Source organism: Marinomonas sp. AWM4_232 (genome assembly GCF_056158325.1).
The window spans coordinates 799,718-825,588 of sequence record NZ_JBSWTA010000001.1 but is presented as its reverse complement, the minus strand read 5'-3'; the positions used below and the strand labels follow the sequence as shown (position 1 = coordinate 825,588).

Genomic DNA, 25,871 nt, shown 5'->3' with positions numbered 1-25,871 from the left:
CGCTTATTCAAGTCTAAATGTCGCGATCGGTCTATTAATAGCGGGTATTTCGTAAGTTTATAAAGCCAAGGGGCAAAAACTGTGTTTTTGTCCCTTTTTCTATGCTGGCTACGAAAAAAATATATTTTAAACAATGGTTTATGGTTAGAGGAGAATTCCTTAGAAAATCCTCCTTGTGCTGTCAAAGATTGCTAATCTAATACCAAGGTATCAAGACATTAGCGTCAAAATCCGTATAATCTGCGACACACCTGCTCAAAACCCTTGCAAGGTTGATCGCTTTCGTTCAAAGCGGCGTATTTCTGTTTTGAACCGCGTTCGTTAGGGGAGTAATGAGGAAATGCAATGATCTTTACCCAGATTGCAGAGGGACAGTCCGAATGCGTCTGTATTGGTTCGTATTCGCACCTTCCCTTATAGATGGTTAACAGCCCTTTTCCTGATTACTCTCAAACTACAACTGGCTATGACACGGCGAACTCATATGACCTCAAATATTGTAGATGTACTACTCGTTGGCGGCGGTGCCATGAGCACCACCCTTGGCATGTTACTGAAACAGCTTGACCCTTCACTATCCATTACTATGGTTGAGCGTCTAGACAAAATTGCACAAGAAAGTACGGACGGTTGGAACAATGCTGGTACTGGACATGCAGCCTACTGTGAACTGAATTACACTTCCCCTAATGCAGACGGTTCGACTAACATCGATAAGGCCGTTAACATTAATGCCGCGTTCGAAGTTAGCTTGCAATTCTGGTCTTACCTAGTCGAAAAAGGTCTGTTACCAGCCCCAGAAGAATTCATTAATCGCGTACCACACCAAAGCTTTGTTTGGGGTGAGGATAACGTGAAAAAACTGAAGTCTCGTTTTGAAGCAATGAGTGCACACCCTGCTTTTCGCGAGATGCAGTACACCGAAGACAAAGCAACGATGGCTGAGTGGATGCCATTGATTATGCAAAACCGCACTGGCGATGAGCCGTTGGCGGCGACACGCATTGAGCACGGTTCAGATGTTAACTTTGGTGCGATTGCACGTAATATGGCGTCATTCCTTGAATCACAAGATGCGGTGAACATCGAGCTAAATGCCGAGGTTGAAGAGCTAAAGCAGCAGGCAGATGGCTCTTGGAAAGTAGTTGTTGACCAAAAAGGCCAGCGACGTGAGTTCCAAGCCAAGTTTGTTTTCTTGGGTGCGGGTGGCGGTGCTTTGCCATTGCTACAGAAATCCGGTATCAAAGAAGGAAAAGGCTATGGCGGCTTCCCTGTGAGTGGCCAGTGGCTGGTGTGTGAAAAGCCAGAGTTGGTTGAGCAGCATCACGCTAAAGTTTATGGTGCCGCACCCATTGGTGCACCACCGATGTCGGTACCGCATTTGGACACACGTATCATCGATGGTAAAAAAGCGATTCTGTTTGGCCCATTTGCTGGCTTCACGACTAAGTTTTTGAAAAAGGGTTCAGTATTTGACCTAGTGAAAAGTGTTCGTTCTGACAACCTTGGTAACATGCTGAGTGTTGGCAAAAACAATATGGATCTAACCAAGTACTTGATTAGTGAAGTGCGCCAGTCACACAAAGATCGTTGTGATTCATTGCGTAACTTCTTCCCAGATGCTCAAGATAAAGATTGGTCGTTGGCGTACGCGGGGCAGCGTGTGCAGATCATTAAAAAAGGCCCAGATGGTGCTGGTAAACTTGAGTTTGGTACAGAAGCGATCGTGTCGGAAGACGGCTCTATTGCTGCTTTACTGGGGGCATCGCCAGGTGCATCAACGACAGTGAACACCATGATCAACATCCTAGAGCGCAGCTTTGCTGACCGAATGGAGTCAGACGAGTGGCAAGCGAGGATGAAAGAAATGGTGCCTTCCTACGGTCAGTCTCTCGTAGACAACACGGACCTATTACTTGAGGTTCGTGCACGTACACTTGAGACATTGAAGCTTAAACCTTAAGCTTACGCGCATTATCTTACTAAAGCCGAGTTCACTGACGTGAACTCGGCTTTTCTTCTATTGCCAGAGAGGAAATTATGATCACATTCGCAGAACGTTCCGATGCCTTGTCAGAACAACTAAGAGAACTAGAGCATCAAGCCGATGACGGCGATCAACTGTTTTATTGCGCCTACTTACTGGGGCTACTTGGCTTGCATAGCGCTGCTGAAGGTGAGGGAGCACAGGAGTTCGATGCCTACTTTGAAACAGAACTTAAAGCGACGTTAGCGGCAGAGGGTGTGACTGACAAAGACCAAGACGCGATCTTAGGGCTTTGGAAGCAAGTGGCACAATAGCTTTGAATCGCGGGTACAATCCGCTCGTACGACCCGATTCCATCGGGGATGGTAAGAGTATTTATCGCGGGTACAACCCGCTCGTACGACCGCGGTCCCCGCGGGAAAGGCATACGGGCATGCGATGCTGTCCCCACGCGAAGCGAAACCCTATTAAATGTAGCTCGAATGGCAGCACATTATTCGCTAAGCTCAATTTAACTTCTAAATAAGAGTTTTGTTATGTCCGAGGATATTCGTTGGTTACAGCGCTTTGATCACTTCAAAAAAGCGTATGCACAGCTTCAAGAAGCATTGCAGCTCATGTCTGAGCGCGAACTGAGCAATATCGAGAAGCAAGGCTCCATTCAGGCGTTTGAATTCACCTATGAGTTAGCTTGGAATGTGCTACGTGATTATTTGATCTGGCAGGGCATTGAGTCCGTCGCAGGCTCTCGTGATGCAATTCGTGAAGGCTTTAAACGAGAGCTCATTTCAGATGGTCATGCTTGGTTGGCGATGTTGCAAGATCGCAACCGTACAGTGCATACCTATAATGAAGCGACAGCGAATCAAATTATCGAGCACCTTCGTACTCAGTATGCACAGTTGTTCGCCGAGTTTGTTGTGACATTTCAACAGAAAGCAGATGATGAACAGGTAGGCTTTTAATGTCAGATCAATTTGGTTTGACTGCCTCGGAAATTGAGAAAATCTGCTCTGTATTTGAGCGGTTTCCTGACGTTACGCAAGTTCTGGTGTATGGCTCGCGAGTGAAAGGTAACTATCGCCTATCATCCGATATTGATATGACAATAATGGACGATATTGACTGGTCGTTATTTAATCGTATAGAGGCTGAGTTAGATGATCTAATGTTGCCGTATCAAATTGATCTATCAATATTTTCTCAAATAGAAAATGATACTTTAATTGATCATATTCAACGTGTTGGGCAGCCGATTTATTAGCTTCACAGCTTTCAATCGCGGGTACAACCCGCTCGTACGACCCGATTCTATCGGGGATGATAAGGTTATTTATCGCGGGTACAACCCGCTCGTACGACCACAGTCCGGCATACGGGCATGCAAGGCTTTTCCCTCGCGAAGCGAGGTCCTACAAAGGGTTTACATCCCCATAAACAGCGGAATTAATACGGGTACTAAGAAGCTCATAATAAAGCCGCTGGCGATACAAACTGGGACGATTTCAGCGCCATGGACTTTGCCTAATAAGGGCAAAGTGAAGTCCATGGCGGTGGCACCGGAATAGCCAACGGATAGGTGGCTGTTAATTCTGGCGAACGCGGGTATTAACATTAAAGCGATGATCTCGCGGCCTAGGTCCAGTAGAAAGGCAGTGGTGCCGAGCACTGGATCACCCAACCCTGTGATAAGGATGCCTGATAAGCTGTACCAACCAAAGCCTGAGACCACGGCCAGACTTTTATTCCAATCCAGCCCCAAAAATGACCCTGCAATCAGGCCAGCGAGTAAGGTCGCTAAAACTGTGGTGATGGCGATTGCCATACCTTGGGTGTTTAGGAACAGTTTACGCAAGCGGAAGTTACCTTGGCGAAGTTGGCAGCCCACTAAGAACAGCAGTAAGTAAAGTAGCCATGTAACGAGTTCATCAACACTCGGAATCCAGCTTTTTAAGAGCCATCCTAATACTACGCCCGCTAAAACCCAGCCTAGCGTTTTTGCTGCATCGATTAAAGCGTGGCGAGTGGACTGTTGGTTATCCACATGCTGCACTTTGCTCGCCCCAGCGTGGAAAACTTTGCCGCTTATCCACAAAGCACACAGTGGAATTATTGTGATAGCGATAAATAAAATGACAGCTTGATAGCCTGCGATGACGATCTTTGAAGACAAATTATCCAACGCGCCAATGCTGTAACCAATCAAGCCTAATATGACATAAGTGAGCTGACTCAAGCCGCGAGCAACGCGCTCAGGTGTCAACGTTTTAACGGGAACCCAATAACCGACAAGCAGTGCAGCAAGGAGAGGGCCTAATGTCGATAAAATGGTCATAATCCATTGATCCTGTTTTGTTTTTCGGCTTTTAAGTGAGGAGTTACGATGTGCTCGGGCAAGATAATATCACTTATTTTGACCTTGAAAAGCACACAATTGGTGCAAGTTCACTGGGGAGCCGTGCAAAGTTGACCGGTTGGTGATAAATTCGCCGCATCTGAACGTTACCCCTAAATAAGTCTACTCGCTACCATGCTTTCACAGTTTGCAAAACGTTACCCTTCCTTGAGTGAAATCCTGCATTTGCTCTTTCCGATGATTCTTACGATGACGTTAGAATTGTCCATTAGCATTGTGGATACAATGATGCTCGGACATTACGATTCGTTGCATCTGGCGGCAGTTGGTTTGGCTTCAAGCCTCTGGAGCCCAGTTGCCTGTTTTATGATCGGTGTAACCTTTGGGCTCACACCTTTAATCACTCGTCATCTTCATGGGCGTCAACGTAAGCTTGTAAATCTATACATGTCCCAAGCATTTGGTTTGTCACTTATATTGGGCGCAATTGGCGCTATTTTAAGCGTCACGTTGCTCCCTATGGCAGCTCAGATGATGGCCAGCGAAGCGGAAACGCAGCGTGTGACAGCGCAGTATTTATACCTTTTTTCGCCAACGTTTATGGCGTTGGCCTTGATGACATCTTATAAAAACTTGTTTGAGGCGGCGGGTAAGCCACGTATTCCATTGCTAGTAGCCACGTTAAGTTTGATCCTCAATATCATTTTTAACTACCTGCTGATTTACGGAAACTTTGGCTTTCCAGAAATGGGAGCAAGTGGGGCAGCGATTGCCTCAGCAGCATCTGTATGGTTATCGTTGTTGGTGTTTGTTTTCTATGACCTGCGGATAAACGGGGATACCTTGTTCAGCCGTATTGACTGGTACTATGTGCGCAACCCTGGCATCCTTTTTGGTGTTGGCTTGCCTGCAGGTTTTGCATTCTCCTTTGAAATTGGTTTGTTCTCATCGTTAACGTGGTTGATCTCAGCGTTTGGCGATCTTGCATTAGGCGCAGGGCAAATTGTCATGTCCTACTCAACTATCTTGTTCACTCCCTTAATGGCCATGAGCGCAGTGACCGCGATTGTGGTGGCAAAAGCCATGGCGACCGATGGCATAGAAGCAGTGCAACAAAAGGTACGCATTATCCTTGCGCTAGGGCTTGGCTACGTGTCGATGTGCTTTATCGTCACACAAGGTTTACATGATCGTATTCCATTCTTATTCAGCTCGAATGAAGTCGTCGCGGCCATGGCTGCGGGAATACTACTGATCTCCTCAATCTACCAATTCCCTGACATGGTACAAACCGTCTTTACTGGGGCGTTGCGTGGCTTTAGAGATACTCGCTCCAGCATGATTGCCATGGCAGTCTCGTTATTTGGTTTAAGCATTCCTTTAGGCTATTGGTTGGCTCACTTAAGCCCATGGTCAGATACGTTAAATGTGCGCGGCTTATATGTTGGTTTAGGGGTTGGCTTAACCATTTTGGCAATGATCTTGTTGGCGCGTTATCGAATGACGCTAAAAAAATTCCGTAATAAGAAACTGCCTCATCCAGAGGAAGTTGCGTAGGACTGCAGGAACGGCATGCGGGAATACGATGCTGTTTCAGTAATTGTAGGACCGCGGTTCCCGCGGGAACGGCATGCGGGAATGCGAGTCTGTTCCCTCGCAAAGCGAGGTCCTACAAAGCTTGGTATCGCGAAACGATATACGGGTATGCGATGATGTTTCGGTAATTGTAGGACCGCGGTTCCCGCGGGAACGGAATATGGGAATGCAAGGTTGTTCCCTCGCGCAGCGAGGTCGTACAGGGCTCTGTTCCCGCGGGAACGGAATATGGGAATGCAAGGTTGTTCCCTCGCGAACGGAATATGGGAATGCAAGGTTTTTCCCTCGCGAAGTGAGGTCGTACAAAAACGGTTCTACAACCGCTTTTCCTGAAAGACTCGACATTGTTCTATCAGCCCATCGATATCCATATGCTTGTCGCAGCTTTGCGCGAGGCGGGCGACTTCTTGTTCGCGGTAGGCTTCGTAGTCGAAGTCCTTACTGTCTACGGCTCCGGCCCAGTTAAGTAGGGCTTTTAAAGCCTGTTTATCATCGAATAAACCGTGCAGATAAGTACCTATAATTTGTTTATCTTCGGATAGGTAGCCTTCTAACTCGCCGTTTTCAAGGGTGGCAAAGTGTTGCACACTCTGGTGAAACTCTGAGACGCCGCTGTGGATTTCATAGCCTTTGATATCAGCATCTCCAAGGGATGAAATGACGCCAGTGCGTTGTTTCAGTTGCTTGCCGTCCTTTAGCTCGGTGCGCATTGGAATATAACCAAGGCCTTTGGCGCTGGATGGTTCGGCGTTTTCCATGCCAAGCGGGTCGTCTAGGTATTCGCCGAGCATTTGGAAGCCACCACAAATACCCAACACTTTGCCACCGTAACGAAGGTGGCGGGCAATGTAGTCTTCCCAGCCCAGTTCACGTAGGAAAGCCAAATCGCTTTGCACGCTTTTGCTTCCAGGCAGGATCACTAAATCAGCAGGAGGAATGACCTCATTTTTACGCACCAAGGTAACTTGTACGTTAGGGTGTAAGCGTAAAGCGTCCCAATCTGTATGGTTGCTGGTGCGTGGCAACACCGGAATCACTACGTGCAATTTAGTCTCTGAGTCTTGTTTGGTTGGGCTGGCGGCGACGGCATCTTCGGATTCCAAATGGAAGCCCATCAAGTAAGGTAACACCCCAAGAACCGGTTTACCGGTTCGTTCCTCAAGCCAATCAAGACCTGATTGCAACAAAGCAATATCACCACGGAAGCGGTTAATCACAAAACCAATGACGCGATCTTGCTCGCTCTGTGAAAGCAGTTCTAAAGTGCCGACTAAGTGCGCAAAGACGCCGCCCTTGTCGATATCGGCGATAATGATCACCGGGCAATCGATGCTTTCGGCAAAGCCCATATTGGCGATATCACGGGCACGAAGATTAATTTCGGCGGGGCTGCCTGCGCCTTCAATCAGTACACAGTCATATTGGTCGGCAAGGTGCTGATAGGAGTCCAGCGCAGCGTTTTTCGCAATGGTTTTGTATTCGTGATAACCCACCGCATTCATATTGCCCGCTGAGTGGCCTTGAATAATCACTTGAGCGCCGATGTCTGTATTGGGCTTAAGCAAAATAGGGTTCATATGCACATCTGGCTCAAGGCCTGCGGCATAGGCCTGCACCGCTTGAGCACGGCCGATTTCTTTGCCATCGGCAGTGACAGCGCTGTTTAACGCCATATTTTGCGGTTTAAACGGTGCCACATTCAGTCCGCGTTCTTTTATCAAGCGGCATAAAGCCGTTACCAAGGTGCTCTTTCCCGCATCTGAAGTAGTACCTTGCACCATAAGATTAAAAAAACGCATGTGGGTTTGTCCGTTCGATTGTTTACAATAAGGCGAAATTCTAGCGCATTAGCGTACGGATTAATAAAACGAATGTTAATTGAATGATACTGCGGACAAGCTGATGGATTTTCTTTTTGAGTTTAGCTCAAGCACTGCGTTGGCCTTGCTTGGGGCGTTGATTTTAGATCGCTGGCTTGGGGAACCGCAGTCATGGCACCCTTTGATTTGGTTTGGCAATTGGGCGAATTATTGTCGTCGAACTTGGCAAGTGTCCCTATCGGCCAGTCCAGCGTTACAACGCTTGAATGGCGTCATGGCATGGAGTTTGGCGGTATTACCTTGTGCCATGGTGCTGACTCTGATCTTGTGGATGCTACCGAGTTGGCTCGAATGGTTGCTGGGCACAGTGGTGTTGTATTTCACCATCGGTTGGCAAAGCTTGCGCGAACATGCCATTGCCATTGCGAAGCCCCTACATGATCAAGATTTAACGACTGCACGTGAAGCGGTAGGGCGTATTGTTAGTCGTGATACATCAGAGCTTGACGAAACGCAGATTGCTAAGGCGAGCATGGAATCCGTGCTGGAAAACGGCAGTGATGCGGTATTTGCGCCAATTTTTTGGTTCTTGGTGTTGGGGCCTTTTGGTGCCATTTTGTATCGTTTGTCCAACACACTGGATGCAATGTGGGGTTATAAAAAGCCTGATCTGTTGCACTTTGGTTGGTGTGCGGCGCGAATGGACGATGTGCTGAACTTTATCCCCGCTCGTTTGGTGGTGCTGACCTATGCTTTGTTTGGGCGCGGCAAACGTGCTTTGCATTGTGCTTGGTACCAAGGTCGTGGTTGGAAAAGTCCCAATGCTGGGCCGGTGATGGCCGCGGGCGCTGGTGCCTTGCAAGTCTCTCTTGGCGGCACAGCGATCTATTTTGGCGAAGCCCAGCAGCGCCCTACCTTAGGGGAAGGGCCAGCCCCTAAAGCAGGGGACTTGGATCGGGCGGTAGAGCTGGTGGATAAAGGTGTCTACCTTTGGGCGTTGTTAATTTTGGTATTAATATAATTTATGAATTTTGAATTAGAGCCACCTAAGCATGGTGGTGATTTAGAAGCTTTCCTACGCAGTGAAAACCTTGATCCGAATAGTGCTGACCGTTGGTTAGATTTATCTTCGGCCTGTAATCGTGAACCTTGGCCGATTCCTGAGTCTTTCTTAGAAAACAGTGCCAAGCTTTGGTATGAATTACCGGATGCATTTGCTTTACAGCAGGCGGCGAACGACTACTTCTGCTTAGCCCCACTTGCCATTGGCGCGGGCACGCAGCAGTTTATTGAAATATTGCCCGCGCTGCTGATTGAACACGCCAAAAGCAAAAAGGTGTGGGTGCCAGCCGTTGGCTATCAAGAGCATGGCTTTAGCTGGCGCAAATGGGGTTATGACGTACGTGAATACCAAGACGTTAGTGAGCTTTTGATTAACGAGTGGGATATTGCGGTGGTTATTTCACCGAATAACCCCTCGGGGCAATATTTAACATCAGCACAATCTGAGCAGTTAAAAGTGCTACTAGAAAGCTCTGAGCGTTATTTGGTGTTGGATGAGGCCTTTTTGGATGCGACACCTGATGCGAGCTGGCTGAATTGGCCTCTGCCGCGAGGTTGCTTTGTGCTGCGCTCAGTGGGTAAGTTTTTCGGATTGGCCGGTGCTCGTGTTGGTTTTATGTTTGGCGATCAAGCGTTTGAAGCGTCAACAAAGTCCTTAGTTGGCCCTTGGCCAGTGGCGACGCCCGCGCTGCACTTAGTCACCCAAGCGCTCAAAGATAAAGATTGGCAAGCAGAAGCGCTTGCATCGCTAGCTGAACGTCATGCCTATTTTGAGGCAAATATGGTTCCTAAGTTGAACACCTTATTTGACTCTCAGGCCATGATGCACACGCCTTTATTTTACACTTGGCAACTAGAACAGGATCAGGCGTTAAAGGCCGTTCAAGCGCTGCATAGTGTGGGTATTCATATTCGCCTTGGGCAAGGCTGGGTGAGGTTATCGCTGCCTGCAGGTCATGAGATGCAACGCTTAAATCATGGTTTAGTAAGACTATTACAAGGTCATCAACTCAAGGAGTTGGGATGAAGCATTTAGTATTGGGCGGTGTTCGAAGCGGCAAAAGTCAGTTTGCTGAACGTTGGATCGCGGCACAACGTGATCAGGTGGTTTACATTGCAACCTCACAGGTCTGGGACGAAGGCATGGCTGAGCGAGTGGCAAAGCATCAGTCCTATCGACCTACTCATTGGTGCACCATTGAGGAGCCAATTCTGTTAGCGCAGACGATTAACTCGGCCGTTAATGAGCATCCTGAGGCCGGTATTATTGTTGAGTGCTGCTCCCTTTGGATGACTAATTTGTTGTGTGCTGAAAACGAAGCGCAATTTAAGGCGGAGCGCGAAGCATTATTTGAAACGCTTCAGTCGGTAGAGTCGCCTATCGTGTTGGTCAGTGCAGAAGTCGGATTAGGCATCATGCCGATGAATGCTCTAGCACGGCGCTTTGGTGATGAAATAGGGGTTCTCAATCAACGATTAGCGGCTTGTTGCGATCAAGTAACCTTGGTGACAGCTGGGTTGCCGATGGTGCTGAAGTCGTAAATATCAAGATTTCTATCATTTACACAGATTTCAGTAGTTTTTATATGGAAAAACTTTAACCGATTGGTCTAAAATACGCCGCTTAACCGATCTTGACTGCTTTTTGGGCATTATTTTTGCTCATAAAGTGAGCTGACTAGATAGCTGAGGAGCACACCATGACCCCCTACTCAAAAGATTTCCCTGTCTCGTGGCATGAATTACATCGCGACGCTCGCGCTTTGTCTTGGCGCTTACTTGAGCAAGGGCCTTGGAAAGGCATTATTGCGATTACTCGAGGCGGTCTTGTTCCTGCTGCTATTTTATGTCGTGAGATGGATATTCGCTTGATCGATACGATCTGTGTGGTGAGCTATGACTCTTCAGAAGAGGGCGGTGCCGCTAATGTACAGGGCGACCTACGTATCCTTAAAGGAGTGGAAGGTGACGGCGAAGGTTACATCCTGATCGATGACCTAGTGGATACGGGTAAAACGGCTCGTGAAATCCGTAAGATGCTGCCAAAAGCGCATTTCGCAACGATTTACGCGAAACCTGCAGGTAAGCCATTGGTGGACACCTTTATTACTGAAGTGAGCCAAGATACTTGGATCCGCTTCCCATGGGATATGGAATACACTTTCTCAACTCCCCTTGCTGATCGCCAGAAAGGCTAAGATGTGTAAAAGTCTTTGAGTTATAGGGGCGCACTTCGATAAACTTGCGCCCTCGCTCGGACATTGCATATTGCTACATAAAAAACGCGTGGTCCTGCGGAATTTAGGCTAACTTAATAGAGCTTGAAGCGATACTCTCACAGAGTTAGGGTATTTTATCTAATAGACTGAGTAGGAATTCCTATGTACCACATGTTTATCCGCTCCATTCTGCTGTGTATTGCAACCTTATCTGTGCCATTTGCTATGGCGGAAGGAACGGTTGCGCGTGCTCTATTTGCCTCGGAAGTGTTAGATCGTGAACCCATCGATGAGCTGGGGGATGTGATCAAAGTGGAATACGGTGAAATTCAACGGGTTTACTTTTTTACCGATCTGCGTGATATGGAAGGTGGCCAAGTAACACATGTCTGGAAATTAGACGGTGTCATCGAAGCTGAAATTCCCTTTGATATTGGTGGTGATCGGTGGCGTGTTTGGTCGAGTAAACGCCTAATGCCAGGCTTCGATGGCAAATGGTCGGTCGATATTGTTAAAGATGGCGAAGTGCTCGAAACTCGCTCGTTTGACTATGTTGATGAATGGTAAACTGCAGCAACGTTTACTAATAAAAGGTCTACTCTGATGCCTCATATTCGCGTTCGTGGTTTGCCATTTGAAGATTTAGAATCTGTGTCTGATACGTTAGTGGAAACGTTAGCAGAACTTACCGATACCCCTAACTCGCATTTCACCTTAGAGTATCAGTCTTCTATTTTCCTCGCGGTGGGCGGTGCTTCTCCCGCTTACCCATTTATCGAAATTTTATGGTTTGATCGTGGTGCTGAAGTGAAAACTAAAGTGGCGCAAGCTATTGATGATCTGCTGCGTCCTATGATTGAAGCCGGACAAGATATCACTACCCTGTTTCATGATATCCAAGGGCGTGATTATTACGAAAATGGCGAACATTTTTAAGTGATTTGCTTTTGTTGGACCTCGCTGCGCGAGGGAACGATCTTATAATCCCAAATGTCGTTCCCGCGGAAACCGCGGTCCTACAATTGCTGAACCAGCATCGTAATCCCATATGCCGTTCCCGCGGAAACCGCGGTCCTACAATTGCTGAAACGTCATCGTAATCCCATATGTCGTTCCCGCGGAGACCGCGGTCCTACAATTGCTGAAACGTCATCGTAACCCCATATGCCGTTCCCGCGGAGACCGCGGTCCTACAATTGCTGAACCAGCATCGTAATCCCATATGCTGTTCCCGCGGAAACCGCGGTCCTACAATTGCTGAACCATCATCGTAATCCCATATGCCGTTCCCGCGGAAACCGCGGTCCTACAATTGCTGAAACGTCATCGTAATCCCAAATGTCGTTCCCGCGGAGACCGTGGTCGTACAAAAGCAGGAGCAGCATCGCAATCAAAAACGTTGCTCCTGCGGTTACAACATTACGCTTGTTGGAACTCGTAAACGCTGCCTAACTGTAGGATTTGCGTGAGTTCGTCCAGTGCTTGGCGTGATTCCATTAGTAGGCTTGGATCTGCCAAGTCTGCTTCCACCAAACGATCTCGGTAATGTTTCTCTACCCAAGACGTTAGTGTGTTGTATAGAGCATCATTCATCAAGGTCGCTGGGTTTACGGCTGCAACTTCTTCCGCTGTCATGGCCACTCGAAGACGCAAACATGCAGGACCACCACCATTACTCATACTCTGTTTCAAGTCGAACACTTGGACTTCTTTGATTGGCGTATCTTGCTGGATAAGCTTCTGTAAGTAGCTCCACACGCGCTCATTTTGCTGCACTTCACCTGGTACGATCAGTGTCATGGTGCCATCTGCTTTGCTCAATAGTTGGCTATTGAAAAGGTAAGATTGCACACAGTCTTCTACCGAAACTTCATCATTAGGTACTTCTACAAAGTAAAGCGTCTTCTCTTGATCGCCCCAAGCTTGACGTAAGTCAGCTTGCATTTGCGCCGTATCGAGGAAGGCTTTCTCATGATAAAAGTGCACGTTGCCATTACCAACAGCGATCACATCGTTGTGGAAGACACCCGCATCAATCACATCTGGATGTTGCTGAACGAATACCGCTCCATGATCTGATAGGCCATGATTCCTTGCTACCGCCTGAGAAGCTTCTAGAGTGTGGCGCGCAGGGAAACGTTGTGGGCGCGCCATGACGGTATTAAACGCAGACATGCCATAGACAAATAATTCGACACCAGGTTTGCCATAGTCTGAACAGAAACGAGTATGGTTAGCCGCCCCTTCATCACCAAAGTGATCGACGCTTGGCAAAGCTGGGTGGTGCGCAAAATGCGCTCGATCCGGGAAGGTGGCTTGTAAAATACGCCCTGTCACAGTGTGCTCAATGGAACGGTGAAATTTGTTCACAAGGTTGGCTGGCGTAAAGTGCACACGGCCATCTTTTGTGTCGGCACTTGGCGATACAGTAGCCGCATTGGCCGTCCACATACAGGAAGCCGAGCTTACCGCCGCCAAAAGCTTTGGCGCTTTGCTAACCGCTTCAGCGAGGACTTGCTGATCTGTCCCAGTAAAGCCTAATGCTCGTAAGGTTGGAATGTGTGGGCGTTCATGAGGAGCCAAGACCCCTTGTACAAATCCCATGTCTGCCAGAGCTTTCATTTTGGTCAACCCTTGCAGCGCAGCGGCTTTAGGGTTGGATGGTTTGGCAGAGTTCAGGGATGATGCCACGTTACCGTAGGATAAGCCGCTGTAGTTGTGGGTGGGTCCCACTAAACCATCAAAGTTGGCTTCGATTGCTGGTTTCATAATTACCTCTAAGATTGATGATACGACTACAGAGTTAAGCCATTGGGTAAAGTATCGGGAACGTTCAATGCCTCTACTTCGATGCTTGCTACTGGGTATGCACAGTAGTCAGCCGCGTAGTAAGCACTTGCTCTATGGTTACCGCTGGCACCAGTACCTCCGAAAGGAGCAGCGCTCGACGCACCTGTCGTCTGACGGTTCCAGTTAATGATGCCTGCTCGTGAATGTTGCAAGAACCATTCGTATTCACTGCGTTCATCGGACAAAATGCCCGCCGATAAACCAAAGCGAGTACGGTTCGCAATGTCCATTGCCTGTTCCATGGAGTCATAGCGAATCACAGTGAGCAGTGGGCCAAAGTATTCTAAATCTGGCAGCTCGGACAGGATGCTGGTGGCATCCACAATGCCTGGTGTGACAAAGCCAGTATTCGCATCACCACGGTTCATAGGCACGACAGGTTCGGCGCCTAGCGTCACAAGTTTGAGGTAGTTTTCTAGTAACGCATCGGCTGCTTTAGCAGAGACTACTGGCCCCATAAATGGCTGTGGTTCAGCGTCGAATCTGTCAACGTTCAGAGCTTTAGTGGCAGTGGCTAATTGAGCAAGAATCGCATCACCATGAGCCCCCTTTGGTAGCAGCAGACGACGGGCGCAGGTGCAGCGTTGACCAGCAGATAAAAAGGCTGACTGAATGATTTCATAGACCACAGCACGGATATCTTGTGTCTTTTCAGAAACAAGCAGAGGGTTGTTGCCGCCCATTTCAAGGGCGAGGATTTTGCCCGGATGACCTGAGAACTGTTTATGCAACACATGACCGACTTCAGGGCTACCTGTGAAGAAAAGGCCGTCAATGTCATCATGATTGGCTAGTGCAATCCCTGTTTCACGCTCCCCTTGAACCATGTTCAAAACGCCCGCAGGAATCCCTGCTTGGTGCCACAACTGTAAGACTAGGTCTGACACGGCTGGCGTTAACTCACTTGGTTTAAAAACAATGGTATTACCAGCGATTAACGCCGGCACAATGTGTCCATTGGGTAAGTGCGCAGGGAAGTTATAAGGTCCAAAAACAGCGACAACACCATGTGGACGGTGACGTAATACAGCGGTGGCTCCCGGCATGTCGCTGGATTTTGTTCCAGTACGCTCGTTGTAGGCCTGCTTTGAAATCCCAACTTTGCCAATCATGGCTGCCACTTCGGTACGGGTTTCCCAGATTGGTTTGCCGGTTTCACGACTGATCAGTGTCGCGATGGCTTCTGTGTGCTCTTTCACCAGTTCGGCAAAGCGATCAATGATGCTAAGACGCTCTTCCATTGGGCGGTTAGCCCACGCTGGGAAAGCTTGGCGAGCACTAGTAATCGCATGGTCGACTTGTTCTGCCGATGCGCCATTGCCTTGCCATACTTGGCTGCCATCCGCTGGATCAGTAGAGATAAACGCTGGGCCGTTACCTTGAACCCATTGTTGGTTGATATAATGTTGTTGTTTCATGCTAACTCCTTATCTTGGCGCTCGTTTAATGGCGAGTGTGGGACAGTAGTTCAACGATTCGGATTGGCTCTTTGTGCTGAACCATGAGGGCGTCGGCTTCTTCTTTTGCCAGCACGAGGCCGCTGCCAGGTGCTGTTGTTCGCTGGATCAAAATACAACGGAAGTCATTCAGCTTGGCGTTGGACACTAGATAGTAGAGGCCTTCACCTGTATTTTTAGGCTGGCCAATCGTCGCTAAGACCAGACGGCTATCGCGTACGGCACGAATATCTTCAATACGTGCTTCAAGGGTAGGGCCGCCATCGAAAATGTCGACGTAGTTTTCAAAACGGAAGCCTTCTTGCTCCAATAAACGACGAGCGGGCTCAGTGTTTTTATGAACTTTGCCGAGCACATCGCGCGCTTCTTGAGGTAGTAAGTTCACGTAAACTGGGTTGTTTGGCATCAGTTCGGCGATGAATTGCTTGTTGCCTTGTGCAGTCAGTTCATCCGCTCTTTCAAAGTCAATGGAAAAGAACTGGCGACCTAGGCTTTCCCATAGCGGGGATACCCCTTGCTCGTCGCACACGCCACGCATTTCTGCGAAGATTTTTTCCGTGAATCGCTCTGGGAACTGCGCAAGGAACATAAAGCGACATTTCGACAGCAATTGTCCGTTACGAGAGTGGCGGTAGTCCTCTTGTAAGAACAGGGTGCAGACTTCACTGACGCCAGTAAAGTCATTGTTCAGAATCAATGTTGGGTGAATGTTATGAATGCCCAGCTCACGAGAAGAGTGAGTGATAGTACCCAGGTGGTAGCTGTAAAACGGCTCATCTAGACCAACCGTTGCTAGTAAGCCAGATGTACCAACAATGGTGCCTGTTTCCGTATCTTCTAACACGAATAGGTACGACTCATCAGTTGGTTCGGCAATGGTTTCTTTGTTGAATGAGTTTTGTGACAACGCAATTTTACGTTTTAGAATCTCTTCATCGGCGACCAGTGATGTAAAACCGACGCCTGTGAGTGCGGCCAAACGATAAAGTTCGTCTAAATCGTCTTCACGGATTGAACGTATGACCATCATAGTGGTGTTCCTCTTGATACAACTTAAAGGGCGCTACAGCACCTTCTAACATTAAAGTTTAGACCATTGGATAAGGCTGCCTGAGTGGATACTCAAACGCTCTTGTATGTCTTCATTCATTACCAAACCTGCCACTTGAGGCTCTGCTTGGGCGCAAGTAACGCGAAAATCGGATAAATGTCCCGCCGCAACCAGGTAGGACTCTTCGCTGCTAAAATTCGGGTCAACAAATGCCTTACCTTGGCGTTGCTCGGAGACGGTTTTCAAGTCATCGATTTTGGCTTCAATAGTAGGGCCTGCATCGAATGGGTCGATGTAGTCTCGGAACACAAAGCCTTCCTCGAGCAGAATATTTGCCACTTGCTCTGAGTCTTGGTGAATCACACCGATGCATTCTTGGGCGTCTTCAGGCAACGTTGGCACATAAATGGGGTAGCGTGGCATGAGCTCAGCAATGAAATGCTTATTGCTAATGCCAGACAGGTAATCGGCTTTCTTGAAATCCATGCTAAAGAAGTGTCGGCCTAAGGCTTCCCAGAACGCTGAATACCCCTTGTGATCGCTTTCGCCACGGATCTCAGCAAAGATTTTGGGGGTGAAACGATCTGGGTGGCGTGCAATAAACAGTAAGCGTGCGCGGGACAGTAGAGATAAGGCTTCGTGTGTTTGATGCGCCTTATCCAAGACCATGGCATTTAAACGGCTCGTGCCACTGTAATCTTGGCATAGAAACAGCGCTGGAATGCGGTTATGAATCTGTAGCTGAGGAGAAGCGTGCACCACATCATCAATACGATAACTGTAGAACGGCGTATCGATTCCCACCATGGCATCGATGGAACAGGTACCCACGATCTCTTGGGTTTTCTGTTCCACCATGACAAACACATAAGACTCTTGGCCAGGCTGAACCACATCGCTCAAGAGCGATTGGCGCGAGGTAGCGATCTTGTCATTTAAGCGCTCACGGTTGGCAGGGAAGTTAGTAATACCGATCCCTGCATGACGAGCTAAGCGCTCTAATGCGGGTAAATCAGGGAAATCAGCGGGTCGAACTAAATACACCTAGACGCTCCTTTTGTATAAGCGGACAATAGAACTATTATCGTTAATGGTCTGTGATTGGGATAGGTATGAAGTTTCGTAATTGCGACCTAGCGTTCAAAAACCGAGACATTTCACGTCGAATTTAGGTAAATTATGAAAAAAACAACGTTAAAGCCAGGTGTGTACCGTCATTACAAAGGGGCGGAATATTGGGTCGAACGTGTGGCAAAACACAGTGAAACAGAAGAAGAGCTAGTGGTATATCAAGCACTGTACGGGGATTACAGCTGGTGGGTACGACCTAAGGGCATGTTTTTGGAAAGTGTGGAGATTGAGGGGGAAACAATCCCTCGATTTGACTGGATTCGAGCCGAGCTTGACACGTCATCCAAATAAATAGTTTAGACAAGCAAGGGCTCCATAGGGAGCCCTTGCTTATTTTAGTGGTTTAGAACACCAGATGTGCGACACCGGCGATCACAGGCAGTGTGATCAAGGTGCGTAAGATAAAGATGATAAACATTTCCAGTAAGTTGATTGGGATTCGGCTACCCAGAATCAAAGCACCGACTTCAGACAAATAAATCAACTGGGTGATGGACACCGCCGCGATGACAAAGCGTGTCATCTCGCTTTCGATAGAGGCTGCCATGATCGAAGGAATAAACATGTCAGCAAAACCAACTACTAGCGTCTCAGAGGCTTTGACAGCTTCAGGGATCGATAGCAGTTCCAGTAGTGGCACAAATGGCTGTCCAAGAATGCTGAATACGCTCGTGTTTTCGGCAACGATTAACGCCAATGTGCCAATGGCCATGACCACAGGCAGTACACAAAAGACCATTTCTGCTGCGTTCTTAGCACCATCGACTAACACTGCTTTGGCGCCACGACTTTGTTCTGCCCGTGCAATGGCTCCTTGAATACCCAAGCTCCACAACTCTTTTATGGACTTGCTTGCTAATTCACAGGTTTCGGCTTGCTCACCATTTAAGTAGGCATTGGCTTTCCAGCGCAAAGGAGGAAGTCTTGGAATGATCAAGGCAGCAATAAAGCCTGCTAATGAAACGGCAAAGTAGAAGGGCAGAAATAAATGCTCTAGCTCAACTTGCGACACGACAACTAGGGCAAAGCTGATGGATACGGCTGAAAAGGTGGTGGCGATTACCGCGGCTTCTCGCTTGGTATACATGTTTTGTTCGTATTGCTGGTTGGTGAGCATGATGCCGACCGTACCATCGCCAAGCCATGAGGTAATGCAGTCAATGGATGAGCGACCAGGCAAGTTAAACAGCGGGCGCATAACTTTACTCATGAGACTGCCAGTTAGTTCTAACAGGCCGAAGTCGAGTAGTAACGGCAGTAGTAAGCCTGCAAATAAGAATACGGATAATAGCGTTGGCATGAGCTCTTTTAATACCAGCCCGCCGGTGTATTCATGCCAAATCAATTCTGGACCGACACCATTCACGGTCATCACTGCAAAAACAGCCCCTAGCACTCTTAAGATCAGCCATGGGTAACTGGTGAGAAATAAAGTGCTCAATAACGCTTTATCGTGCAATGGCTTAAAAACAGTAGTGATGACAGACAGGACGGCAGCGATACAGATTAGGCCTGTTACCACACTTGGCGCAAACGTACCTAATAATGCTTTAAATTCGCTTGCTAGGATAGCAATGGGAATGGTGACACCGTCTTGGTAGGCGATGGGGGTCATAAACAAGAGTAGACCTAGCAGGGAGGGGATGATAAACATCCAAATGCTGGTGCGATTTGTACTGGCGTCCTCGTAAGAGGCGCTGACTTTATTCGGCATCTTGTGGTCCTTTTCCTAAAGATTTCTTTTTATTTATTTTCGGTGAGCAATACTAACTTTCGAAGTTTGGATGGCAATTTATTTCAAGTAATACGGACAGAAAACGTTATTTTTGGTCGCATTATCAAAGGTTTTTCAGAGAAGTCGAGAAAAGTTATAAAAAACTGACTTTTTGGTTGAATACTAATCCAAACCATAAAAAAAGAGCTTCCGAAGAAGCCCTTTAGGAGAGTGAAACGCATCAATCTGGTGTCACTCGTTGTTAAAAATCCATGCTGAAGAATGCATAAAAGACACAATTTGTTCCCTGAACCAACGGTGGGCAGGATCTTTGTCAAAGCGTTCATGCCAGCACAACTGAATCGGATGACGACCATTGTAAGGATCTGCTTCAATCGCGTCTGCCGGCAACGGCAAGATTTTGACATTAGAGAAGCCTTCTCTGCAGGCTGAGATATTTGAGAATAAGGTGCCTAGCTGCGCAGAGCCGATTAAGGCCATGCCGCGTTTGACTGCTTCAATGGCCACGGCAATGCTGTCAGTCTCGATTTTTGGTTCAATGGTATAGCCAATCTTTTCTAGTTTCTCAATGGTGACACTGGTGGTGGCACTGTGGAAGTTTCGAATATTAAAAACCACCATTTTATGTTCAAGTAAATCTTTTAACAGAACAGCATCCTCTTGATAATAAAGCGGATGAGCTTCACTCAAAACGACACAGGCATCCATCACTCCAACCAGTTTGCTGCGAATATTATTTGGCGTAGATTCGGCATTAATGATACCGACATCGGCCCCGTTGAGCAGGTCATCGAAGCCATCGTCGCTCCAGTTACTGGTCATTAGGCGAATATTAGGTGCTTGGTAGTGAAGCATGGCCAAAAGCGGTTCAATAAACGTCAGCAGTAGCTCTTCATCCGCTTTGATGCTAAAGCGGCGCTTTAAAGTCGCCTGATCAAAATGAGCTGGCTGTAACAGGCTAGACATTGAGCCTAAAATGGGGGTGATTTGCTCATGCAATTCATAAGCTCGAGACGTCGGGCTTAGGCCGTAGGCTTGTCGAGTAAAGAGTGGGTCTTTGAACAATTCTCGTAGTCGTTGTAAAGACTTACTGAGAGCAGGTTGAGTCACCCCTAATCGTTCTGCAGCACGTGACACACTGCATTCTTCCAATATCACTTCGAATGACACCAAGAGTTTGATGTCGAGTTTTAGTAAATCATCTATTTGCATCGTTCTATCCAAATTACCTCGGCCTAATAGGCCGAGGTAGGCGGGCGATTAACCGTTAAAATCGCTCATTTTTCGATACTTCACTCGATGCAAGATTACGTAGAAAACTGGTACTGCAATCAGCGTTAGGATGGTCGCAAAGCCCAAACCAAACGCAATGACCACGGCCATGCCTTCGAAAAATGCATCGTATAACAACGGTACCATGCCAAGAATGGTGGTAATCGCTGCCATGCAGACAGGTCGTACACGACTGACTGCGGATTTGAAGATCGCTTCGTAGGTTTCCGTGCCTTGTGCGAGCTCATAGTTAATTTGATCTGCCAAAACGATGCCGTTTTTCACAATCATCCCAGACAAACTTAAGAAGCCAAGCAGCGCCATAAAGCTAAACGCAGCATTCATAATAAGTAATCCGGACGACACACCGATTAAGGCTAGCGGAACACAGAACCAAATGACGAGTGGAACGCGCACAGAGTTAAACAACAATATCGTTATGATAAACATGAACAAGTAGCCCATGGGAAGCGACGTGAAGATGTTTGCTTGCGCATCCGTACTACTTTCATATTCTCCCCCCCATTCCATGCTATATCCTGGAGATAAAGGAATATTTTCGACTTCTGCACGAATACGACCAAACACGGCCATTGCTGTTTCATCCCCTAAAATCAGCGGGTCAGCTTTGACGGTAATGGTACGTTTACGGTCACGACGCTCGATAATCGGATCTTCCCAAACGGTTTCAAAACCGTCGACTAGGTTAGAGACCGATACATAAGCACCTGTGGTTGGGCTATAGATTTGCAAGTCTCGAACGAGATCAATCGACACACGCTCGTTTTCAGGCACGGTTTGAATGATCGGCAATAAATCTGTGCCATCACGGTAGGTGCCGATCTGGGAGCCAGTAAAGTTGGTCAGCAGAACTTCATCAAGATCGCTCTTATTAATTCCCAAGCGTCGCGCTTGCGCATCATTAAAGATAGGACGAAGTACTTTCACTGGCTGACGCCAATCATCTTTGATGTTCTCAAGACCACCATCAGCACGGTAAATATCCTGCACTTGAGCACTGAGCTGACGCAACACGTCTGGATCAGGGCCACTGAATCGAGCTTCAATCTTAGCGCCTGTTGAGGGGCCTAATTGCAAACGCTGAAGCTTAAATTCAATATCAGGATAGTTCGCGGACATACGCTGATAGATGTCTTCCATCAATGGCGGGATGTCATCACCGGTTTTAGCTCGGACAATAAATTGGGCATAACTGGTATCCGTTTGTTCCGCTTCATAGGTCAGCATGAAACGCAGAGCGCCTTGCCCCGTCGTGCTGGTAATGAACTCGATGCGCTCATCCCCAAGTAAATCCGCCTCAATTTCATTGACCTTATCGTAGGTCGCATTGATGTGCGTTCCTTCAGGCATATTGATATCAAGGTAGAACATTGGCGTTGTGGATGGCGGGAAGAAAGCCTGCTTAACAAACTGGAATGCCCAGCCTGAAACCAATAGCGCACCGACTAAGCTAAGCACGGTTAACCAACGGAAATGCATAGCTTTGTCGAGTAGCCATTTATAGCCGACGAATAAAAAGCCTTTGTAAGGATCTTGCTCTTCCTCTGCCGCCATGGCTTCTTTGTTCTCTTTAAAAAATAGATCACAAAAGAAAGGTGTCAGTGTGATGGCGGTTATCCAGCTCAATAGCAGTGAAATCAACAGTACATAAAAGAGCGAACCAACAAACTCACCGACAGAGTCAGGTGATAGACCAATAGGCGCGAATGCAGTCACAGCAATGACAGTGGCACCGAGTAGAGGCCACTTAGTCTGTTTGACCACACTCGAGGCGGCTTCAAACTTCGATTGACCTCGATGCAGTCCGATCAAAATCCCTTCCGTAACGACAATGGCGTTATCCACCAACATCCCCAAGGCAATGATGAGTCCCCCTAAGGAGATACGTTGCAGGTTAATGCTGAAGTATTCCATGACAATAAAGGTGCCAAGGATGGTGAGCAGCAGGATTAAACCAATCAAGATGCCTGAGCGTACGCCCATAAATACCAGCAAGACCAAGATAACAATGCCAACCGCTGCAGCAAGGTTCGACAAAAAGTTGGTCACAGATTTTTCAACTTCCTTCGATTGGAAGTATACCGTGTCCATACTGATGCCAACTGGTTGTTGGTATTCTAATTCATTAAGACGTGCTTCAATGTGCTTGCCGACATCCACTACGTTAACGTTGTTACTAAAAGAAATCCCGAGCAGTAACGAGCTGGCACCATTGAAGTTGACCATGTGCGTTTGTGGATCTTTGTATTCTCGTTTAACCGAGGCAACGTCACTTAAGCGTATCAGGTTGCCCTGTCCAGGTGAGCCAACAATCAAGTTTTCCAGCTCTGAAATATCGTTGAATTCACCGGTCGGGCTGATGCGGATGTAGTCCGTACCTACCTGTACTTTACCGGCGTTAGATACCACGTTCTGGTTTGCTAGTAATGATTGCAACTGACTTGGCGATACGCCCATGGTCGCTAGTTTGGAGCGCGAAATTTCAATGGTCACTTGCTCGGCTTGTTCCGCCGCCACCTCGACTTTGGCGACACCGTCGACCAGCACTAATTCACGTTTTACGTAATCAACGTAGTTCTCTAGGTCTTTATAAGGGTATCCTTCACCATGCACGGCGAGCATAATGCCATACACATCACCGAAGTCATCAACGACCATGGGTGTGGATACGCCACTAGGAAAACTGCCTTGCATATCACGGATTTTCTTACGAACTTCATCCCAAATCTGCTTAAGCTGTTGCGCTCGATAAGTGTCTTTTATAGTAATTTGAACTTTCGAATAACCGGCTTTAGATGTGGACTTTATTTCATCTACATAAGGCAGGTTTTGTAATGCTAGTTCAATCGGATAGGTAACTTCCTCTTCCACCTGCTCTGGGCTTGCACCTGGGTATTGCGTAATAACCAAAGCATCTTTAATGGTAAATTCTGGGTCTTCTAATTGCCCCAAGTTGGTAAAGGCAATGGCTCCACCGATTAATAAAATCAATGTGACGAGCCAACTAGTGACTTTTCGTTCAATAAAATAGCCGGCAATGTTCAACTTAGATTCCTCGCTCGCGCTTCCATGGACGTACTTTCTGATCTTCAGTTAAGCCATATACACCTGCTGCGACAACTTGCTCGCCAGGTTGGATACCGGAAAGGATTTCAATACTGTTTTCGGTCATGTTGCCAAGAGTAACTGGACGTGGGGTAACGATGCCTTGTTGCTCGTTATAAACCCAGACAACACTTTCATTGTCTCCATTGCTATTTTGTTGTCGCATCACAGCCTCAATTGGCACAGTCATGTGGCTGGGCTTACCACTGATTTTGCTAATATCTAAATCAACTGTTGCTGTCATGCCGGGTAATAGGTTGATGTTAGCTTTATCGGTATTCAGTAGTGAGATCGTGGCGTCATAAGATTTCGTTGTGCTATCTGGTGTGGTGCGATGCTCTTTGTAGACGCCTTCAAAAGTTTGCGATGGAACAGCATCGATAGAAACCGTTGGGTGGTATTGCAAAGCAACCTTTTGGATATTTGCCACTAAACGCTCAGGAATTTGGAACTCAACATCCATTTGTTCAATGTTTTGAATGTGCAAAATAGTTTGTGTAGCGCCGACATACTCATAGTTTTCAATGCTTAACGATGCAATGACACCATCATAAGGAGCGCGTAATACACTGTAATTTAATTGGTTTTTCGCGCTTTCAAGGGCATTTGCCGTTTGGTCTAAAGTGGCTTTCGCTTCATCGAATTGTGCTTGGGTGGTCGCTTTGCGAGAGAGCATTGTCTTGATGCGATCGAACTGCGCTTTGGCCAGTTTATAATTGGCTTCGGATAGTTCCACTTGCAACTGGTAATCGGTTGGATCCAGAGAAGCGAGTACTTGCCCGCGTTTGACACGCTGACCTTCTTTTACATCTAATTTGGTGACTTGCCCGCCAACACGGAAGGCTAGGTCCGCTTCATCGCTGGCTTTTAATTCAGCAGGGAAGTGTCGAATGCTGACTAAGTCAGTTGCATCCACCGTGAATAGCTTTACAGGGCGAATGACCGCTTCTGTCTGTTGCGGTGCGTCTTCTGAACCGCAAGCAGTCAACAGAAATGCACTTGTCAAAGCAAGCACGATTGGCTTTAGGCCTAGGAATGGGCGAACCATGAATCCTCCATGGAAAAGTGAGGTAATTGAATAAGAATAACTTCATTTTATATCTATTCTTTACAGCTATGAATTTTATTAACGCTATGCAAGATATTCTATTTAGTTATATCTTGAAATAAAATACCTATATTTTTAGTTATAAATGCGTTTCAGCATTGAGTTTTGACTTTTAACTTTTAATCTTAAGCTGTCACTGCTTTTGGCTTGATATAACAAAGCTTCTGCTTTTGTTATCTTATAAAGAGCGGTGGGCTAACCATTGCAAATGTTATAATACTGCTACTAGCGATAGCTAAACCTCTTTTTGGTATGTCTATGGGGTCTACTCAATTGGTCAAGTGGATGGTTAGCTTGATGATTGCAGTAACCTTACACATATCTATTCAAACTTGGCACACTGCTGACAGTGCTAAGTTGAAAAGCGAATAAAATAGCGTTTGTTGTTCTCTACTTTAGAACGTCATATTCAAATAGCTGTGGTGAGTAGACTACGAGACACTTACCACTTCTGGATTAAGGAGTTAAGCCATTGATATCAGCAAGCCCTATGCGTTGTATTCTTGGATTGGGAGTATGCATGGCGATATTGGTGGGATGCAGTGCAAACCCTTCCCAAGGAAAGCTTCCGCCAGCAAATATGGATAAAGATACATTGTCTCTGTTTGTTGAGGAGGACACCTTGTACCTCTCGGGTGTACTGACCTCCCAACTACCCTCACAGCTTAAATCTGTTTTGACTGAACATCCTAATGTGACGGCTGTTGTTTTAGTGGATGTGCCTGGTTCAACAGATCAATTAGCCGTTATGGAAGCAGCACGTATGCTACGCTATCTAGAGATGAAGACTCATATTGCGCAAACGGGTTACGTGCTATCAGGCGGGGTAGACTTATTTCTCGGAGGGGTGGAACGCACGATTGGTGCAGGAGCTGGAGTAGGGGTTCACTCTTGGCGTGATATCCAAGACTGGGGAGATGACATCAAGCTCAATGACCCAGTTCATGCCAGTTATGTGAATTTCTATCTTGAAATGGGCGTACCTGAACGCTTCTATTGGTTCACATTAGATGCGGCGCCAGCGGAGCGAGTATACTTCTTATCACCCGAAGAAATATACGATTATCAATTGGTTACCGATTAAACTAAGCGGAGGGCAGA

The 25,871-nt window shown here is 47.2% G+C and carries 23 protein-coding genes; 13 read left to right on the top strand and 10 right to left on the bottom strand.

Annotation, left to right across the window (positions count from 1 at the left end; genetic code table 11):
- Positions 1-442 precede the first annotated feature (442 nt).
- The 4 genes from mqo (at position 443) to ACXAC1_RS03955 (ending at position 3,251) form a co-directional block, all read left to right on the top strand.
- Positions 443-1,963: a malate dehydrogenase (quinone) gene (gene mqo, locus ACXAC1_RS03970; protein ID WP_475063775.1), complete on the top strand. Its 1,521-nt coding sequence runs from the start codon at positions 443-445 to the stop codon at positions 1,961-1,963.
- A 77-nt stretch (positions 1,964-2,040) separates the two neighbouring features.
- Complete coding sequence (locus tag ACXAC1_RS03965) at positions 2,041-2,301, top strand: YfcL family protein (RefSeq protein WP_475059012.1); 261 nt, start codon at positions 2,041-2,043, stop codon at positions 2,299-2,301.
- Positions 2,302-2,523: 222 nt separating this feature from the next.
- Positions 2,524-2,952 carry a nucleotidyltransferase substrate binding protein gene (locus ACXAC1_RS03960; protein WP_475059009.1) on the top strand — a complete coding sequence of 143 codons (429 nt, stop codon included), beginning with the start codon at positions 2,524-2,526 and terminating at the stop codon, positions 2,950-2,952.
- Entirely contained in the window at positions 2,952-3,251 is a 300-nt protein-coding gene (locus tag ACXAC1_RS03955; protein ID WP_475059006.1) for a nucleotidyltransferase domain-containing protein, read from the top strand. Before ACXAC1_RS03960 ends, ACXAC1_RS03955 begins: the two co-directional genes overlap by 1 nt.
- Positions 3,252-3,410: 159 nt before the next feature.
- On the opposite strand, the gene ACXAC1_RS03950 is transcribed toward ACXAC1_RS03955, so the two are convergent.
- Positions 3,411-4,322 (bottom strand): LysO family transporter, encoded by a 912-nt coding sequence (locus ACXAC1_RS03950; protein ID WP_475059004.1) that lies wholly within the window; start codon positions 4,320-4,322, stop codon positions 3,411-3,413.
- Positions 4,323-4,517: 195 nt separating this feature from the next.
- Between ACXAC1_RS03950 and ACXAC1_RS03945 the strand changes: the two genes are divergently transcribed.
- A complete protein-coding gene (locus tag ACXAC1_RS03945) occupies positions 4,518-5,900 on the top strand; it encodes an MATE family efflux transporter (protein WP_475059001.1) in 1,383 nt (460 codons plus the stop codon).
- A 353-nt stretch (positions 5,901-6,253) separates the two neighbouring features.
- On the opposite strand, the gene ACXAC1_RS03940 is transcribed toward ACXAC1_RS03945, so the two are convergent.
- Positions 6,254-7,738 carry a cobyric acid synthase gene (locus ACXAC1_RS03940; protein ID WP_475058998.1) on the bottom strand — a complete coding sequence of 495 codons (1,485 nt, stop codon included), beginning with the start codon at positions 7,736-7,738 and terminating at the stop codon, positions 6,254-6,256.
- Between the two features lie 103 nt (positions 7,739-7,841).
- Between ACXAC1_RS03940 and cbiB the strand changes: the two genes are divergently transcribed.
- The 6 genes from cbiB to ACXAC1_RS03910 all read left to right on the top strand — a co-directional run bounded on the left by cbiB (position 7,842) and on the right by ACXAC1_RS03910 (position 11,976).
- Positions 7,842-8,780: an adenosylcobinamide-phosphate synthase CbiB gene (gene cbiB, locus ACXAC1_RS03935; RefSeq protein ID WP_475058995.1), complete on the top strand. Its 939-nt coding sequence runs from the start codon at positions 7,842-7,844 to the stop codon at positions 8,778-8,780.
- A 3-nt stretch (positions 8,781-8,783) separates the two neighbouring features.
- A complete protein-coding gene (locus ACXAC1_RS03930) occupies positions 8,784-9,848 on the top strand; it encodes an aminotransferase class I/II-fold pyridoxal phosphate-dependent enzyme (protein WP_475058992.1) in 1,065 nt (354 codons plus the stop codon).
- Positions 9,845-10,363, top strand: a complete 519-nt coding sequence (gene cobU, locus ACXAC1_RS03925; protein ID WP_475058989.1) for a bifunctional adenosylcobinamide kinase/adenosylcobinamide-phosphate guanylyltransferase — start codon at positions 9,845-9,847, stop codon at positions 10,361-10,363. Before ACXAC1_RS03930 ends, cobU begins: the two co-directional genes overlap by 4 nt.
- A 158-nt stretch (positions 10,364-10,521) precedes the next feature.
- On the top strand, positions 10,522-11,019 hold the full coding sequence (gene gpt, locus ACXAC1_RS03920) for a xanthine phosphoribosyltransferase (RefSeq protein ID WP_133562259.1): 498 nt from the start codon (positions 10,522-10,524) through the stop codon (positions 11,017-11,019).
- Between the two features lie 183 nt (positions 11,020-11,202).
- The gene (locus ACXAC1_RS03915; RefSeq protein ID WP_475058986.1) at positions 11,203-11,607 is read left to right on the top strand and encodes a DUF2914 domain-containing protein; all 405 of its coding nucleotides are present in this window, start codon (positions 11,203-11,205) and stop codon (positions 11,605-11,607) included.
- A 36-nt stretch (positions 11,608-11,643) separates the two neighbouring features.
- Entirely contained in the window at positions 11,644-11,976 is a 333-nt protein-coding gene (locus ACXAC1_RS03910; RefSeq protein WP_133562263.1) for a DUF1904 family protein, read from the top strand.
- Between the two features lie 483 nt (positions 11,977-12,459).
- Here the strand turns inward: ACXAC1_RS03910 and astB are convergent, their stop codons facing one another.
- From astB to ACXAC1_RS03890, 4 genes are read right to left on the bottom strand one after another with little or no spacing between them, the layout of a single operon-like run.
- Positions 12,460-13,809 carry an N-succinylarginine dihydrolase gene (astB, locus tag ACXAC1_RS03905; RefSeq protein ID WP_475058983.1) on the bottom strand — a complete coding sequence of 450 codons (1,350 nt, stop codon included), beginning with the start codon at positions 13,807-13,809 and terminating at the stop codon, positions 12,460-12,462.
- Positions 13,810-13,835: 26 nt separating this feature from the next.
- Positions 13,836-15,308, bottom strand: a complete 1,473-nt coding sequence (astD, locus tag ACXAC1_RS03900; RefSeq protein ID WP_475058981.1) for a succinylglutamate-semialdehyde dehydrogenase — start codon at positions 15,306-15,308, stop codon at positions 13,836-13,838.
- A gap of 25 nt (positions 15,309-15,333) precedes the next feature.
- Positions 15,334-16,377, bottom strand: coding sequence for an arginine N-succinyltransferase (gene astA, locus ACXAC1_RS03895; protein ID WP_475058979.1), 1,044 nt, complete (start codon positions 16,375-16,377; stop codon positions 15,334-15,336).
- A 51-nt stretch (positions 16,378-16,428) separates the two neighbouring features.
- The gene (locus ACXAC1_RS03890) at positions 16,429-17,442 is read right to left on the bottom strand and encodes an arginine N-succinyltransferase (protein WP_475058976.1); all 1,014 of its coding nucleotides are present in this window, start codon (positions 17,440-17,442) and stop codon (positions 16,429-16,431) included.
- A gap of 135 nt (positions 17,443-17,577) precedes the next feature.
- On the opposite strand from ACXAC1_RS03890, the gene ACXAC1_RS03885 reads away from it, so the two are divergent.
- Positions 17,578-17,820, top strand: a complete 243-nt coding sequence (locus ACXAC1_RS03885) for a DUF1653 domain-containing protein (protein WP_475058974.1) — start codon at positions 17,578-17,580, stop codon at positions 17,818-17,820.
- 52 nt (positions 17,821-17,872) lie between these two features.
- Here the strand turns inward: ACXAC1_RS03885 and ACXAC1_RS03880 are convergent, their stop codons facing one another.
- From ACXAC1_RS03880 to ACXAC1_RS03865, 4 genes are all read right to left on the bottom strand, one after another.
- Positions 17,873-19,243 (bottom strand): YjiH family protein, encoded by a 1,371-nt coding sequence (locus tag ACXAC1_RS03880; protein WP_475058972.1) that lies wholly within the window; start codon positions 19,241-19,243, stop codon positions 17,873-17,875.
- A gap of 252 nt (positions 19,244-19,495) precedes the next feature.
- The gene (locus tag ACXAC1_RS03875) at positions 19,496-20,476 is read right to left on the bottom strand and encodes a LysR family transcriptional regulator (protein ID WP_475058970.1); all 981 of its coding nucleotides are present in this window, start codon (positions 20,474-20,476) and stop codon (positions 19,496-19,498) included.
- Positions 20,477-20,524: 48 nt separating this feature from the next.
- Complete coding sequence (locus ACXAC1_RS03870) at positions 20,525-23,602, bottom strand: efflux RND transporter permease subunit (protein WP_475058968.1); 3,078 nt, start codon at positions 23,600-23,602, stop codon at positions 20,525-20,527.
- A 1-nt stretch (position 23,603) separates the two neighbouring features.
- Positions 23,604-24,710, bottom strand: coding sequence for an efflux RND transporter periplasmic adaptor subunit (locus ACXAC1_RS03865; protein ID WP_475058966.1), 1,107 nt, complete (start codon positions 24,708-24,710; stop codon positions 23,604-23,606).
- Between the two features lie 580 nt (positions 24,711-25,290).
- Here ACXAC1_RS03865 and ACXAC1_RS03860 point away from each other — a divergent pair.
- Positions 25,291-25,854 carry a COG3904 family protein gene (locus tag ACXAC1_RS03860; protein WP_475058964.1) on the top strand — a complete coding sequence of 188 codons (564 nt, stop codon included), beginning with the start codon at positions 25,291-25,293 and terminating at the stop codon, positions 25,852-25,854.
- Positions 25,855-25,871 lie beyond the last annotated feature (17 nt).